The organism is Flavobacterium sp. OHVDL-2026-0007 (assembly GCF_059882335.1).
This window is the reverse complement of record NZ_CM187612.1, coordinates 551,310-569,118: the sequence shown is the minus strand read 5'-3', so window position 1 is coordinate 569,118 and position 17,809 is coordinate 551,310. Positions and strand designations below refer to the sequence as shown.

General features: G+C 37.0%; 9 protein-coding genes. All 9 read left to right on the top strand.

Annotated features, from left to right (window positions below):
- The first annotated feature begins 200 nt into the window (after positions 1-200).
- The 9 genes from AC51AA_RS02285 to AC51AA_RS02245 all read left to right on the top strand — a co-directional run bounded on the left by AC51AA_RS02285 (position 201) and on the right by AC51AA_RS02245 (position 17,734).
- The gene (locus AC51AA_RS02285) at positions 201-3,353 is read left to right on the top strand and encodes a SusC/RagA family TonB-linked outer membrane protein (protein WP_500704131.1); all 3,153 of its coding nucleotides are present in this window, start codon (positions 201-203) and stop codon (positions 3,351-3,353) included.
- A gap of 17 nt (positions 3,354-3,370) precedes the next feature.
- Positions 3,371-5,272 carry a RagB/SusD family nutrient uptake outer membrane protein gene (locus AC51AA_RS02280; RefSeq protein WP_500704130.1) on the top strand — a complete coding sequence of 634 codons (1,902 nt, stop codon included), beginning with the start codon at positions 3,371-3,373 and terminating at the stop codon, positions 5,270-5,272.
- Between the two features lie 31 nt (positions 5,273-5,303).
- On the top strand, positions 5,304-6,731 hold the full coding sequence (locus AC51AA_RS02275; RefSeq protein WP_500704129.1) for an alpha-L-fucosidase: 1,428 nt from the start codon (positions 5,304-5,306) through the stop codon (positions 6,729-6,731).
- Between the two features lie 33 nt (positions 6,732-6,764).
- Positions 6,765-7,100 (top strand): hypothetical protein, encoded by a 336-nt coding sequence (locus AC51AA_RS02270; RefSeq protein ID WP_500704128.1) that lies wholly within the window; start codon positions 6,765-6,767, stop codon positions 7,098-7,100.
- 129 nt (positions 7,101-7,229) lie between these two features.
- Complete coding sequence (locus AC51AA_RS02265; RefSeq protein ID WP_500704127.1) at positions 7,230-8,195, top strand: ROK family protein; 966 nt, start codon at positions 7,230-7,232, stop codon at positions 8,193-8,195.
- Positions 8,196-8,401: 206 nt separating this feature from the next.
- Positions 8,402-9,781 (top strand): sulfatase family protein, encoded by a 1,380-nt coding sequence (locus AC51AA_RS02260; RefSeq protein WP_500704126.1) that lies wholly within the window; start codon positions 8,402-8,404, stop codon positions 9,779-9,781.
- Between the two features lie 20 nt (positions 9,782-9,801).
- Entirely contained in the window at positions 9,802-12,480 is a 2,679-nt protein-coding gene (locus AC51AA_RS02255) for a DUF4962 domain-containing protein (RefSeq protein WP_500704125.1), read from the top strand.
- 92 nt (positions 12,481-12,572) lie between these two features.
- Entirely contained in the window at positions 12,573-16,616 is a 4,044-nt protein-coding gene (locus AC51AA_RS02250) for a hybrid sensor histidine kinase/response regulator transcription factor (protein WP_500704124.1), read from the top strand.
- Between the two features lie 74 nt (positions 16,617-16,690).
- Positions 16,691-17,734 (top strand): LacI family DNA-binding transcriptional regulator, encoded by a 1,044-nt coding sequence (locus AC51AA_RS02245; protein ID WP_500704123.1) that lies wholly within the window; start codon positions 16,691-16,693, stop codon positions 17,732-17,734.
- Positions 17,735-17,809: the final 75 nt, after the last annotated feature.

Here is a 17,809-nt window from a genome sequence, read left to right as displayed (position 1 = left end):
ATACTATCCAGTACATTGAATCATTTTATTACAAAAGCAATTTTGAAATTTCACTCATCCATTTGCCTAGATCATTTGATCAATACCTCTTGAGAGGGCAATAAAAAAGAGTAACAGATTATTTAGCTAGACGAAAATTCAACTGAAATAACATCAAATAGGAAGTAAGCTAAAGCTTAGTCCGATTTAAACAAAAAATCATGAAAAAGACTATATTTTTATTTTTGCTACTGGCCACTTGTAAAGTGATGTATGGGCAAGATATTATTACCGTAAAAGGTGTAGTAACGGATGCTCAAAGTATGCCGCTGCCTGGGGCAACCGTTTCTGAAAAAGGAACCAAAAATAGCACCGTTACTTCTATGGATGGTGATTATCAAATTAAAGTAAAAGCCAATGCCACCTTGGTATTTAGCTTTATTGGTACCAAATCTACTCAAGTACCTGTTAATAATAGAACCACTATCAATACTAAATTACTCGACGATACCAATAATCTTGATGAGGTAGTTGTAATCGGTTACGGAACAAAATCCAGAAAAGACCTTACCGGAGCTATATCTTCTGTCAAAGGTGAAGAACTCGCAAAAACTCCCGTACAAAATGTCGCCGAGGCTTTACAAGGTCGTATAGCAGGTATGCAAGTAACGATGTCTGATGGAACACCTGGATCACAACCTTCAATTAAAATTAGAGGTGGAATGTCTATCACACAAAGTAATGAACCCTTATATGTTATTGATGGTGTGCCTCAAACAAATGGATTAGGTTTTTTAGACCCGATGGATATTGAATCGATAGATGTATTAAAAGATGCTTCATCAACATCTATCTATGGAGCCCAAGGTGGAAACGGAGTAATCTTAGTTACAACCAAGTCAATAAAATCAGGAAAAGTGAGTATTAATTACGATACCTATGCAGGTATAAAACAAGTTACATCTGAAATTCCAGTACTGAATCCATATGATTTTGCTCTACTAACCTATGAAAGAGTTGCAAGTGATCCTATAAAACTAGCCGCATTTACAAAAAATTATGGTGCTTTTGATCAGCTACCATCACTTTATACCAATAGACCTGGTAAAAACTGGCAAAAAGAAATCTTTGGAAGCCCAGTAGTGAGCCAGTACCATAAATTGAGTATTAATGGCGGTTCAAATGAAACTAAATTTAATATTTTCTATTCTCTTAATGACGATGAGGGTGTTATGATAGGAAGTGCCTCAAGAAAAAATATTGCCAAATTATCGATTAACCATAACGTAAGTAAAAAGTTTTCGATTAGTGGTATTGTTAATTATTCCACTCAAAAAGTTACAGGATTAGATACAGGCGAAGGTGGAAATCCAAGATTAAGCATGTTACAAAACGTTTTCAGATATCGTACTATTAATGGCCTATTAGGATCAGATGATGATCTTGAAGATTATTTATTGGATCCATTGGATACCAGTCTTGCGTTACAAAGCCCATTGGTTACCATATCGAGTCAACATAGAGAATCAGTGAATAAGTCTCTCAATGCAAGTGTTCAACTTCAATACAACCTTACTCCGCATTTAGTGTATAGAGGATTAGCCAGTTTTACGGATAATACTACTAAAAGCAAATATTTCAATGACAGTTCAGGTATTCAAGCGATCAGAAGTGGTGGTCCAAATGGTGGAATTACCAGTATCCTTTCAGATCGTTTTAATTATAACAATACACTTACCTACAGCAATACGTTCAACAAAAAACATAAGTTTGACATCACTGCTGGTCAAGAGTATATTTATAATTATTCTGAAGCGTTGTCAGTTAGTGCTTCAGCCTTTCCTACAGTAAATTTAGGTTGGGATAGATTAGATCTAGGTACTGTTCCGGGAATTCCAACATCACTTACGCAAGATGATAAAATAATGTCATTTTTCGCCAGATCAAACTATTCCTTTAACAATAAATATTTATTCTCAGCAAGCATCAGAACGGATGGTTCTTCTAAATTTGGTACTCAGAACCGATGGGGTTATTTTCCAGCCGTATCTGCAGCATGGAGAGTCATAAATGAGGATTTCATGAAAAATGTAACAGCCGTTTCTGACTTAAAACTTCGTGTAAGTTATGGTCAGGCAGGAAATAATAGAATAGCTAATTATGCCGCATTAGGTATTTTCGATTCCGGATCTTATCCTCTCAATAATAAAACAATCATAACTGCATTTCAGAAAAATCTCCCTAACCCAAACTTGAAATGGGAATCAACACAGTCCACTAACCTAGGTTTAGATTTAGGATTTTTCAAACAACGAATCACTCTTACTACCGAATGGTATGATAATCGTTCTAAAGATTTACTTTATAACACTCGTATCCCTGCCAATGCCGGTTTTACAAATCAGTTCCAAAATATTGGATCCACCTCTAGCCGTGGCCTCGAATTTACTTTAAATACTGCCAATATTAAGAGAAAAGATTTCACTTGGAATACCAGTTTTAACATCGCTTTTAACAAAACCAAGGTGCTTAGTTTGAGTGATGGTGAAACGTCATTATTAACCAATAGTTATGCTCCTAATGTCAACGACTATATATTAGAAGTAGGAAAACCAGTAGGTATCATGTACGGTTATGTTCGTGATGGTTTGTATCAAGTAAGTGATTTTGATTACAATACAACAAATAAAACATATGCTTTAAAATCAGATGCTGTTAAAGATAATGTCATAGTCCAACCTGGATTTATAAAATTCAAAGATATTAGTGGTCCACAAGGTGTGCCAGATGGAGTAATAAACGATCTAGACAGAACTGCAATAGGTAATGCTAATCCTAAATTTTCAGGTGGTTTAAATAATACCTTTACCTACAAAGGAATCGATTTAAGTGTGTTCCTAAACTTTACTGTAGGCAATGATATTTATAATGCCAATGTATTGAACAACGCGAGTCTTAATCAAGAAAACTTAAATACATTAGCCATATTTGCAGACAGATGGTCTACCATTAATGCCGCTGGACAAGTCGTAACGGACCCAACCGAGTTAACGGCTTTAAACGCAGGAAAAACCAATCCGGTGTACACTGGAAATGCTACAGGTCGTTTGTATAGCGATATTATTGAAGATGGTTCTTTTTTACGTATCAATAATATAAGCTTGGGGTATACTATACCTAAAAAATGGCTAAATGCAACAAAAATTTCAAATATGAGATTTTATTTCACTGCCTATAATTTATATGTATTTACTAAATATTCAGGTTACGATCCTGAAGTAAGTATCATCAATAATGCCTTAACTCCTGGAGTTGATTTTAGCGCTTATCCAAAATCTAAATCTTTTATTACAGGTTTAAATATTTCACTATAATTCAAAATTTAAAGAAAATGAAAAATAAAATATTTTCCCTAAACGCAATTTTAGCTACTGCTGTAGCTTCTCTGCTGCTTCCTCTTAGTTCTTGTGATAATCAGATAGAAACAACTCCATATTCTTATTTTACATCAGCTAATTTTTTCTCCAGTGTAGATGAAGCCTATATGGCAACCTTAGGAGTATATCAAACTATGTCACTTCAAGATACCTATGGATGGAATATTCCTCAAGTTTTTGATACAGATACTGACATTATCCAAATTAGTGGAGATACCGATGTTGATTGGAGAACAATACCACACTACAAAGGTATTTCCAAAACGGTAACTTTTTACACGGTATGGAGTCAATTGTACAGTGGGATAGACAGGGCAAACGTAGTGATTGAAAAAATACCACAAATGAAGCTTTATACCACTGGTACCGAAAGTGAAAAAAGCCAATTAAATAGAATGGTCGGAGAAGCCAAATTTTTACGTGGTTTTTACTATTCTGAATTAGTACGTTTATGGGGAGATGTTCCTTTTAAAACTAAAAGCTCACAAACAGGAGATAATTTTACAGAAGGTCTTGTGGATCGATATGAAATCTATACACAAATTTTACAAGACATGCAGGAAGCATCTCTTGTATTACCAGACGCTACACCTGTAGATGAACGTATCAATAAATGGGGAGCAAAAGCCATGTTAGCCAGAGTTGCCCTTTTTGCAGGAGGATATTCATTAAGAGCAGACGGAACCATCAAACGTCCGGACAATTACAAAGATTACTACCTATTGGCACAAAAACAGATTAATGATGTTATGGCTCAAAATCCATATAAGTTAAACCCATCTTATTCTAAAGTGTTTAAAAATCAGTGTCAACACGTTTTAGAACCTAGTGAAAACATTTTTCAAGTTGCTTTTTACAATCCTGCAATAGGAACCAATTTAGCGAACACTTCTTGGTCTGGTTATTTCAATGCGCCAGCTGCACCTACTGCTAGTAATAGTTTCTATGGTGGTACTGCAGCTAGATGTATAGTCCCTAAACCATTCTATACTAGCTTTAATACAGCTGATAAGCGTAGAGATTTTTCAATTGCAACTTATATTATTGATGCCCTTGGAAATAAGCTTCCTCGTGTCACCACCAACCAAGATCAATCGTGGACAACAGCCAAATGGAGTAGAGAATATCAAACCAATTCGCCTCAAGAGAGGATTAGTACTAACATCAATTGGGTCATTATGCGTTATTCTGATTTGTTATTAATGCGTGCTGAAGTCGAAAATGAGTTAAATGAAGGTCCAAATGCAATTGCATACGATGCCATTAATCAAGTAAGAAGAAGAGGTTTTGGTACAGATATCGCAGGTAGCGGTATTGCTATCACTATCGGAAATAAAGGGACAGGATATTCAGCTGCTGCTAATGTTCTTATTCAAATTACCGGTGGTGGCGGTACGGATGCTGCAGCGGGTGTAGTAACACTAGCAACTGGTGGTGCTATTGGCACAATTGCGATAATGCGCCCTGGTGATGGTTATACTTCTGTACCGACCGTAACCATTACAAGTACTGACGGAAAAGGCTCAGGAGCCACTGCAACAGCAACACTTTTAACCAAACCAACCGCTGTACAAGTTAATCTTACTGGCTTAGATAAAACGAGTTTTCTAAAAGCCATACAACAAGAAAGAGCTTGGGAACTTTCTGGCGAAGGAATGCGTAGAGCCGATTTAGTTCGTTGGGGGATCTTAGCGGAGAAGATAGCAGAAACGAAAGCAGCAGTGCTACTAATTCGTCCTACTTATCCTTACCCTGCATCGGACAACTTTATAAAAAACAAACACGAATTATATCCTTTTCCGACAAACGAAACAGATGTAAACAAAGGGATTACTCGTCAAAACCCTGGTTATTAAACATTAACTGTAAAAATCAGCCTATAAAATCATGTTAAAAAAACTTTTTTTATCTCTTTTAATAGTCATTTCTATATCGGCGACTGCTCAAGTAGATATTCATGCTGCTTCTACCCAATACGAGTATCCTACAGATCCATTAGTTCGCGAAAAACTAGACAAATGGCAGGATTTAAAATTTGGGGTTATTTTACACTGGGGACTTTACAGTCTAAAAGCCATGAACGAATCCTGGCCACTGGTTAACGAACTTTGGAAACGAAGAGACACTACACTAACGTACGAGGAATATAAAAAATGGTACTGGGACCAATCCAAAAAATTCAATCCAGTTAAGTTTAATCCTGAAAAATGGGCTGAGATTTCAAAAAATGCAGGGATGAAATATCTGGTGTTTACCACTAAGCATCACGAAGGTTTTTCTATGTTTGATACCCAACAGGATGACTTTAAAATTACCAATGGTCCATTTGCCAGTAATCCAAAAGCCGATGTAACCAAATATATTTTTGATGCCTACCGCAAACAAGGGATGATGATTGGTACCTACTTTTCTAAGCCCGATTGGCATTCAGCGTACTTTTGGTGGCCTCGTTTTGCAACGGTAAATCGCAATGCCAATTATAATACTAACGAATTTCCAAAGCAATGGCAAAAATTCAAAGATTTTACTTATAATCAAATCGGTGAAATTTTGGGCAATTATGGCAAAGTAGATATTTTATGGTTAGATGGAGGCTGGGTACGTAATCCTCAGCCAGGTGAAATGGAAAAAGCCTATGTACAAAGTAGCAAATCCAATTATCCACCTTACCCGCAAGATGTAGATGTACCGCGCATAGCCAAAATGGCTAGAGAAAAACAACCAGGTATTTTAGTAGTCGATAGAACGATACATGGACCTTATGAAAACTACCGTACACCGGAGTTGACCATACCTAAAGAACAGTTAAAAGATCCATGGGAAACCTGTCTTACTCTGGCTAAAGGTTGGGGGTATACAAAAAAAAACCAGATAAAATCTGGCACTTGGATCATACACACTTTGGCCGAGGTAGTTGCTAAAGGCGGCAATTTACTTTTAGGCTGGGGACCAACACCTGAAGGCGAGTTTCCGCAGTATGTTGATCAACCGCTACAAGAAATTGGCGCTTGGCTCAAAGTAAATGGAGAAGCTATTTATGGAACCCGAATTACCGAAAACTATAACGATGGTTTAACTTGGTTTACACAATCAAAAGATGGGAAAAAGAAATACGCCATTTTTTGCATTAAAGAAGGAACAAGCATACCCGCAACCCTACAATGGAAAGGAAATATACCAGCAAAAGGAAAAAAACTTACATTGCTTTCTACTGGTAAAAACCTAAATTGGAAGCAAGAAGGAGATTCTGTTGTGATCGAAACACCAAAAGAATTGATCGGAAATCAAACAGCTGCCATAGCCTTTGCTTTTTAAAATAATTAACTAATTAGCTAAAAACCTAAAATGATGAAAAAAATTATAATCGTGTTGAGCATGATATTGATTAGTACTTTTTCTTTTGGACAAGACAAGCCTAAAAATATGAAAGTGCTAAGAGACTCTATCTTTACGGTGATGAAACTGAGTCCTATCAACAGACAAAAAATGCATGATCTTATTGCTGAAAACGGTAAAGCTCAAAAGGCTATTAAAGAGGACCCAGCACTTTTTTATGACCAAAGACAAGAGAAGCTAGAAGCTTGGAAAAAAGAAATAACCATTAGAGAGAAAGCAATTTTGAATCCGAAGCAATTTCAATTGTGGAGGGATTTTGCAAAATCTGTAAATAAACCTAAATCCTAATACGGATTAGCTTAAAATAAGCCTTTATTTTTTTTATAAAATTAGTCCTTTTTTGGACATTAATGCAGAACTTGCCGTTCTGCATTAATTGTTTGTAGAAGAAGATAATAACAAATTAAAGTTAACATTATGAATACCTTACACGATACACAAATATCAAAATCGTATGCAATCGGGATCGATATTGGTGGTACTTCACTTAAATGTGGCGTTGTTAATGAACTGGGAGAAATTCTATTCTCTTTTTTAGTTTCACTTAGTGAAGCTAAAACCGAAGAAGAAATTATCAACCTAATTGTCGGCGCAATTACACAATGTACGGATCAATTAGACGAACCTATAGTGGGTATCGGAATTGGTTTCCCTGGGCTTATCGAAAATGATGTTATTGTGGGTGGCGGAGTGAATTTACCTGGATTTGAACAATTACCCTTAGGAAAAATTCTAAACGAATTAACGGGATATGATATCGTCATTGACAATGATGCTAACTTAATGGGACTTGCCGAACTGATGTACGGTGCAGCCAAAGATAGTGATGATGCTATTTTTCTAACGATTGGAACTGGAATTGGCGGAGCTATTATGATCGATAAAAAACTATTTGGCGGTTATAAAAACCGAGGTGCAGAATTAGGACACACTGTAATTCAGCAAAACGGAATACCCTGCGCTTGTGGTGGACGTGGTTGTTTAGAAACCTATGCTTCCGTTACGGCCTTAATCAAATATTACAAATCGTTGAATCTGAATGCTGCAGAAGACATAGACGGTAAAACGATTATCGAAAAATACCTAGAAAATGAGAACCATGCTATCCAAACAATGGAACATCATTTTGATTATTTAGCCGCGGGAATTGTCAATTGTGTCAACATATTTAGTCCGCAAAAAGTAATCATTGGCGGAGGAATCAGCGAAGCAGGTCAATTTTATATTGATCAATTAACACAAAGGGTAAAAACGGCTGCCATTCCAGTTTCGTTCTCCAATACGGAGATCGTAGCAGCAACTCTTGGCAATAGAGCCGGTTTGTTAGGCGCCTGTGCCAATGCTTTTCAAAAGTTCCAAAAGGCCCAATACGTCACTATATAAAACTTTGCAAGAATATTTGCATCAATTAGTAAGCTGCTGATTAAAACTATTGACAATCATAGTTATAATCAGCAGTTTTTTATGGAATTTAGCTAAATTTAATAGCATTTTGTACAAAATCTAAACCTTCCTATAACCTAGATGATTAAATTCGTTTTGTATTTAAGAGTGTACAAACCTAAAAATAATCTATTAAATAGGTCGCTATGAAGTTTCAAAAAAACATATTCTTTATAGGACTTTTAGCAGTGTTCTATATGCCTACTTTGAGCTGGGCACAAACCGCTGAGCGTCCCAATATTCTAATCATTATGACCGATCAGCAAACTGCTGACGCGATGAGTATTGCCGGCAACAAAGATTTGCACACACCAGCGATGGATAAGCTCGCTCAAAATGGCGTTCGTTTTACCAAAGCCTATTGTGCTCAACCTTTGTGTTCACCCTCTCGCTCTTCAATCATGAGTGGGAAAATGCCTTTTGAAAATGGTTTTATTGGAAACGCTCCTGAAAAGGATGGACAATGGCCAGATGAACTACTGATGATGGGTAAGATTTTCCAAAACGGAGGTTATAAAACAGGCTATGTAGGCAAATGGCATTTACCAGTTCCTACGTCCAAAAAAAGTCAACATGGTTTTGAATTCATCGAAAATACCAATTTCCAAGATTATAACGATGCAGCGACACCTTCATTTTGTGCTCGCTTTATAAAAGAAAATAAAAACACCCCTTTTTTACTGGTAGCGTCCTTTTTGAATCCGCATGATATTTGTGAATGGGCACGCGGAGAAGATTTAAAAATGGATGTTTTACAAAGTGCTCCCCCCGCTGATCAATGTCCCCCCTTACCTGCCAACTGGCAAATCCCCGCAAATGAACCTAAAATTGTCCGCGATCAACAAAAAGTAAGTCCTAGAACCTACCCTTCTGTGAATTGGACTCCCGATCAATGGCGTCAATACCGTTGGGCTTACAATCGCTTAGTTGAAAAAGTAGACCGTTATATCGAAATGGTACTGGCTTCGTTAAAAAAATATGATATGGAAAAAAATACTATTATCATTTTTACAGCCGATCATGGTGATGGATATGCGGGTCACAGTTGGAATCAGAAACAGGTTTTATATGAAGAGTCCGCCAAAATCCCTTTTATTATTTCTAAAATTGGACAATGGAATGGCCGAACAGACGATATGTTAGTTTGTAATGGTACTGACATTATTCCAACGATTTGTGGTTTCACAGGAGTTCCAAAACCCGTTTACTTAAAAGGAATTGATATCAGTAAAAAAATAAGCAATCCCTCTGAAAAACTACGCGATACTTTAGTTATTGAAACTGATTTCGCCGATAATGAAACCCTTTTAAACATTAGTGGACGAGCTGTTATCACCAAGGATTACAAATACATTGTCTACAACAAAGGAGATCTAAAAGAACAACTTTTCAATCTATCAACAGATCCTGGAGAAATCACCAATCTGGCGGTAAATAAAACACACAAAAAAGAACTAATAGCCCTGCGTCGTTACTTAAAAAAGTGGTGTAAAAGCAATGGTGATTCCTTTAATTCAGGACTATAATTTAGCTAAAGAATAATTTTATGAAAAATCTATATACCGTATTGATATCCTTCATCGCTCTTACTGTTTTCGCGCAGCAACAGCCAGCTGTGATCAAGTTAACAGCGGAAAAATTACACTCTAGAGTACGTGAATGGCCTTACCCTGTTAACGGCATAACCGTTCCAACTAATGCTCCTGCTCTTCTTTGGCCAGCTACTAATGGTAAAGAAATGGTAAAACCTATGGAAAGCGGTAGCGAAGTACCCGAAGATCCAAATATTGGTAAGGTGCGCTACAAAGTCATGTTGGCTAGCGATCAAAACTTCAAAAAAGACCTTATCAAGAGTGAGGAACAACGTTGGGCTGTTTACCCCTTACATCAGGCTTTAAAACCTGGAAAATGGTTTTGGAAATATGCGTATGCCTTAAAAGGCTCCTCCCAGTGGACCTGGTCACCTGTTTACGATTTTGTCGTGGATGCCAAATTCGCCAATGAAAAAGTAGCCCCACCTATAAGTGCAGTTTTAAAACGCAACGAAGGATCACATCCCCTTTTATGGAACATGCATACCATTGGAGAAGATTTCTATCGCAATAATTTAAACAATCCTGAGGCTAAAAAGTTTATCACTTATGCTGAAAAACTTATGCTGGCTCCACTCCCAACAGAGAAACCACAAAGGGTAATCGATACCACGGGTAAAAATAAGTTAGAGAAAAAAATCATAATTGAAAGAATGTATCACGGTTTTGGTGATGCAGTGGGTAATCCTATTCGCAATTTATGCATCGCTTATCAACTAACAAAAGACGAACGTTTTATTTTAGACGCTAAACGCAGAGCCTTAAACATTGCCAACATGAACCCTGATGGTTTGGCTACAGGGGATGATTTTACAAGTGGTGCCGTACTAGAAGCTTTAGGATGGTTTTACGATGCGGGTTATGCCTTTTTAAGCCCAGCAGAAAAAAATCTTTTTAAAAATATCATTACCCTAAGAGCAAAGCGCGTTTACAATCATTTACCCAACCGTTTTGAACTACATGTAAGTGATAATCACGTTTGGCAAATCACTTTACGCAACTTAGCCATTGCAACAGTGGCCGTAATTAACGATGTTCCCGAGGCCAAGGAATGGTTAACCTATATGTATGAAGTATGGTCAGCACGTTTTCCTGTTTTAGGTACTACCGATGGCGGATGGCACGAAGGAAATGGATATTTCAGAGTCAATTTTAAATCCATTGTATACCTATCACAAATGTTTGGCGATTTTAGCGGAGTGGATTATTTTAAACTGCCGTGGATGGAAAATCTTCCGTATTATATGCTCTATACACATCCAAATGCTGCCGCAAGTACAGCTATTGGTGATATGTGGGAAAATATTCCCTATATCGTAAAAGGTGAAGCGTGGTTTGCAGATGCCCTAACTTACAAAATGAACAATCCATACCTAAACTGGTATGTAGGTGAAATCAAAAGGGATTATCCGAGCTACTATCACGGTACTGACGATTTCTTGTTCTTTAGATTATTGAACTATAAACCCAATAGAAATTTACCCGCTACCTCACCCACTACTTTGCCTAAAACACGCAAATTTAGCGATGTTGGTGTAGTGGCCATGCACGAAGATTTGGCTCATGGCGATAAAAGTCTTAGTAGCTATTTGTTCAGCAGTCCCTTCGGCTCTTCAGGTCACGGTCATGCGTCGCAAAATGCCTTTACCATCAATTTTAAAGGTAAAGTCATCTTTGGAGGAACTGGTTATTACAGCAATTTTAGCGACAAACACAACCTTCTATATTACCGATCATCAAAAGCCTATAATACCATTTTGGCCGATAGTCTGAATCAAAAACTTGGAGAAGAAGGTTACGGATGGATTCCTAGAGCTATTTCAGGCCAACATATTCAATATGCCTTAGGTGATGCTAGTAATGCTTATGGTGCTATTAAGAGCGATTTTTGGTTAGACCGATTCAAACAAATCAATGTTGTCCCTAGTAAAGCCAATGGTTATGGAGAATCTGGCGTCACTTTATATCGCAGACATATGTTGCAACTAAAAGATGGATACATTGTATTGTACGATGAATTAGAAGCCAAAAATCCTGTAAAATGGACGACTCAATTTCATTGCCCTTATTATACCATAGTAGGAGAAAATTCAGCCAATGCCCTGCAGCAAAATTTCTCGGTACAAACCGATTTAGGAAACGTAACGGCTAGCGTATTTGCAAACAGTCCCTTAAAAATGGTTGTCCATAACCAATTTTACCAAGCGGCCGTTAACTGGAATAAAGTCACCAATGATGAAGGTCAGATCAAAGAATTTAAAGATCAATGGCATGCTGGAATTACTTCAGAGGCCAAACAAAAATTCAGATTCCTTACCATTATACAAGTTAAGGACGGTAAAACAGTAGTCATTAAAACCCTTTCCAATAAAGATGGGTTAGCCCATTTTCAAGTTGGCAATTGGGAGATTCAAGCCCAATTAGACGGTGATCAAATCGCAACCTTACAAGTAGCTAATAAAAGCACAAAATCTTTGTTCAACTACGGTACCTTACCTATTGAATTTGAGGGGAAAAAATATGCTCCTAAAGTTATAGGAAGTTCCATGTTGTTAGAAATGGATGGCACTAAAGTACAAAAACAAGAAACAATAGACGAGTTGCCAGATGTCGCTAAATATGACAAAAATTAAAACAACTAAATAAATTTCTTTTTGCTTAATTTAGAGGATCATTTCCTTTGTAAAGAGATAAAACAAACAAAATCATTGTAATGCTAACTTTTATGAAAAAAACGATTGCTTTTATAGCGTTTTTCTACCTTGTACTTTTCGCAGACAAAAGTCATGCACAAGTTCAGGATCGCTATTTCCGAAATATCTCGGTCGACAAAGGTTTGTCGCAAAGCTCGGTTTTTGCCATTCAGCAAGATACGCTCGGTTTTATCTGGATTGGAACCCAAGACGGTTTGAATCGCTATGATAGTAAAGGTTTTAAAGTATATCGACCTGTTAAGAATATTAAAACAAGTCTACAATCCTATTACATCCGAAGTTTATTTACAGACCATAAAGGACAATTATGGGTAGGTGGCAATAAAGGTATTAGTGTTTACAATTACAATACCGATAGCTTTATCAATTACCAACTGCCTCGTGATCTAGGAGAATGGTTTATCTCTTCTATAACAGAGGATAGCGCGCATCGAATCTGGGCTACATCCATTACAGGAGATGTCTTTGTTTTGTCTCCTAAAGACGAAAATTTTACTCCCATTAAATTTAATGCTTCATCGCATGAAATTAAAAAAATTGCGTACATCGGACTTTGGCAAGGCCAAATTATCCTAGGTACCGATGTGGGTCTCTTTAAGCTAAAGTCCAATACACATCAATTAACCAAAATTGATCTTGGTCCTAAAAAGCCGTATATCAACACCGTTTATATTGAGGGCAAAAAACTATGGGTGGCCACTGAAGGCGATGGTGTTATCCGCTATAATGCTGAAAATGGACAAATCTCTACTCTTTTACATCATGCTGGAACCAATAGTATCGCCGATAATAATATCCGATGTATAGGGAAAGATACCGAGGGCAATATTTGGATGGGAAGTTTTAAAGGACTTACTATTTTTAATCCAAAGACTAATTCTTTTACCAATTACAACCATCAAATATCGCAGCCTTATACGATCAGTCAAAATTCAGTGCGTTGTTTTTTTAAGGACAAACAAAATGGTATTTGGTTAGGGACCTATTATGGCGGTCTTAACTACTATCATAAAAACGATATCAAATTTAACCTTTTGAGTCAAAACTCCGGAAAACCTTCTTTAAATGATGAAGTTATTGGGGTCATCAAGCAGGATGCTAAAGGTAATTTTTGGATTGGAAGCAATGATAAAGGGGTAAATTATTGGAATAAAAATGCCAATACCATTAGCTATTTTTCTAATAGCGAAAGCAATCCCAACAGTTTAAGTTCTAACAATATCAAAGCCATCGAATTTGATGATAATGGTAATGTATTAATTGGAACCCATAACGGAGGATTGAATGTACTCAACCCTAATGGGGGTTCTGTACAGCGCTTTCTTCACGATGAAAATAACGCCAACAGTATTGCTGGCGATTTGGTCTATAGCATTCTAAAAGATAGTAAAGGACGCATTTGGGTGGGAACTCGATCAGGCTTGGATCAATTTCATCCAGAAACAAAATCTTTTACCCACATCCATTTAGACAAGGCTGGTAAACGTCCTAGTTCCGATGATATTACTTTTCTATTTGAGGACAGTAAACACCGCATCTGGATTGGAACCACCAACGGCGTTACGCTTTTTTATCCTGATACGATGTTATTCGGTACTATTGAACGAGGAAAACTAAGTGATGACATTGTCAATTGCATTACCGAAGATCAACAGCATAGAATCTGGATTGGTACCCGAGAAGGATTGCGTTTGTACGATGAAACACAAGAATCCTTTATGAGTTTAAATGCCAGAAAGAATTTCATAAAAGAAACGATTTACGGTATCATTCCCGATGAGGATGGAAATCTATGGATTTCAACCAACAAAGGACTGATCAAATTTAACCCCGACAAGAGTACAGTGCAAACTTTTGATAAAAGTGATGGTTTACAGAATAAACAATTTAATGAATATGCCTTTTGCAAAGCTAAAGACGGTATGCTGCTTTTTGGGGGGATAAAAGGAATTTCTTATTTCTATCCGTCCATGATCAAACAAAAGCCACTTCCCTTAAAACTAAGCTTTACTGCATTAGAAGTTTTAAATAAAACGGTTGCCGTTGGCGATGATACTAATATACTCGAAGAACATATTGATCAAAGCAAAGAATTGGAAATTGGACCGGAATTCAAACAGTTCAGTATCTTCTTTAATACCTTCAATTATATCTCTTCCAATCGTACTTATTACTATTATAAATTGGATGGTATTGATAAGGATTGGCAGCGTACGGACGAATTGAAGATCAGCTATAGCAATTTACCTGCAGGAAAATACAACTTCCAAATTAAAGCCGTTGGTCCTAATGGAGAAATGAGTACCCTTAGAAGTTTAAAAATAATAATCCTGGCGCCTTGGTATAAAACAGCATGGTTTTACTTACTGCTGATCGCCATAGTGGGTACAGCGATCTATATTGGCTTTAGAATGATAACCGAGCGTATAAAAGCCTTGCAACAATTAAAACTCGAACGAATCGATAAAGAACGAGTGAGTTATATCAACCAGGTTAAAATGGACTTTTTCACTAATGTCTCACACGAGTTACGCACGCCATTAACCTTGATTTTAGCTCCTTTAGAAGAGTTATTAAAGATGCCATTTGCAGATAAAACAACCAAAAAGAAACATGAATTGATGTTTATTAACGCTAAAAGGCTTTATAATTTGGTAGATCAGTTGTTTGAGTTCAGAAAAACCGAAATGGGAACGCGACAACTTAAAGTAGGCAAAGGAGATATCGTGAGTTTTACTCAGGAAATTTTCGAATCCTTTAAACCGCTTTCTGAGAAAAATGGCGTTCAATACAGCTACCACTCTACTGAACCACAACTCTTATTTTATTTTGATAAAGATGCCATGGAGAAGATTTTATTCAATCTTTTATCCAATGCCTTTAAGTACACCAAAGCCGGTCAGCATATTCATGTGGAATTGGAAAAGAAAAATGATACCATACAAATAAAAGTTGCCGATACAGGTGTCGGAATTAGCGAAGAAGATTTATCTAAAGTATTTGACCGTTTTTACCAAGTAAACAATCGTGAAATGAATCTAGGTTCAGGCGTTGGTTTGGCTTTTACCAAACGTTTGGTTGAATTACATCATGGCGAGATTTCGGCCGAAAGTACCCAAGAAAAAGGAAGCACTTTTACCGTAACGATTCCGACCCTTGACCAAGTTTACAAAAATGATCAGCAAGTCGAAAGCTCTTTATATGAATTATCTATTATAACAGATAATGAATTGGCTACAGAAGATTCTTTGCTCATGCAGCAAAGTGAAATCATTGAAAGGGATCAACCTATTAAACTACTTATTGTAGATGATAATAAAGAGATTATAGATTATTTACAGGATTATTTTAGCAAAATATATGAGGTCACCGTAGCTTATGATGGTCAAATGGCCTTAGAACTATTGGAAATGCAACCCTTTGATATCATTATTAGTGATGTTATGATGCCTGAACTCGACGGTCTTCATTTTTGCAAACGTGTCAAGCAAAATATCAATACATCCCATATCCCGTTCATGCTTTTAACGGCCCGAACTGAAACCAGTCAGCAAATAAAAGGATTGGAAATGGGCGCTGACGATTATATTACGAAGCCGTTTTCAACTCCTTTATTAGCCGCAAAGGTTACGAACCTCTTGCGTTCTCGTAAACGGCTTAAAGAATATTATTCTGTGGGAAAAGAAATGGTTCCTGAGAATATTGCTTTCAATACCCTTGATGAAGAATTTCTAAAACAGGCCATCCATATAGTGGAAGATCATTTGGCTGATTCTGAATTTTCAGTAGATCAGTTTAGCAAAAAAATAGGCATGAGTCGCTCTAATCTTTATTTAAAACTCAAAGCCATCACCGGTGAATCCGCTATGGATTTTATAAAGAGAATACGCTTTAAAAAAGCGGTTGAACTCATGCAGAGTAAGCGTTATACGATTGCCCAAATCACCTATATGTGTGGTTTTAACTCGCCTTCTTATTTTTCAACAGCCTTTAAACAACATTATGGTTGCATGCCTAGTGAGTATTTAGCCAAACTAGAAGACCCTAAGCCATAAGAAGGCTTTCCAACTACTAAAAAAAGAAAATCTAAATAATCTATTTGCACAACAAAATAGTTAGCTAACAGCTCATGTCAAAAGAAAAAAAACATAAAGACAACAACACTATAATTGATATCGCAGAGGCCTTAAACCTCTCGCCTTCGACTATATCAAGAGCATTAAACAATGGTACCTATGTAAAAGCGGCTACGAAAAAACGCGTATTGGAGATGGCTGAAAAATTAGATTATCGTCGCAATTTAATGGCTTCAAGTCTACGCAGTAACAAAACCAATACCATAGGCTTAATTGTACCTTGCATATCGATGTCTTTCCATGCTGAAGTGGCCACTACCCTGCAAATCAAATTGCATCAACTGGGCTACAACTTAATTATTTGCCAGTCTAATGATGCTATAGCCGTAGAAAAAGAACAGGCTGACATTATGTTTTCCTATAGAGTGGATGCTTTAATCGTTGCCTGCACCCTTCATACGGAAGACTTTAGTCATTTTGATGTGTTTGTCAATAATAATATTCCGCTGCTCTTTTATGATAGGGTTCCTACAAAACCTTATCAAGCCAGTTCTATTAAGGGAGATGACTTCAGAGGCGGTTATTTAGCCACCCAACATTTATTGGAATTGGGCTGCAAAAAAATTGCCCATATCTCTGGCCCCTTGACTTCTAACCTGTATATCGAACGCTCCTCTGGATACAAAAAAGCGTTGACGCAGTTCAACATTCCCGTTAAGGAGGACCTGATTTTCTATCAGGAACTAACACACGAAAACGCTCGCAACGTCATGCAAATACTCTTCAAAGGTGAAAATAAACCTGATGGCGTTTTCACATCCAATGATGCTAGTGCCATTGCCGTGCTAGAATTTGCCCGTGAAAACAATATTACGGTCCCTGATCAGCTAAAGATTGTAGGCTATTCCAATGATTCCAAAACCGCAATCATCAGACCCTCTATCACAACAATAGAACAATTCCCTGCTTTAGTGGCCACTACAGTAGTGGAAGAATTGATCAAAAAACTAACCCAAAAAACAGATGAAATCCAGACTACAGTGGTCAGTGAGACAACTACTATACCCGTACAATTAATTAGGCGAATGTCCACTTAAACTCTTTTTTACATCTTTAGAATACCGAACAAAAACGCGATAAAGCAACACTTTTATTGCAGTTTTTCACCTAAA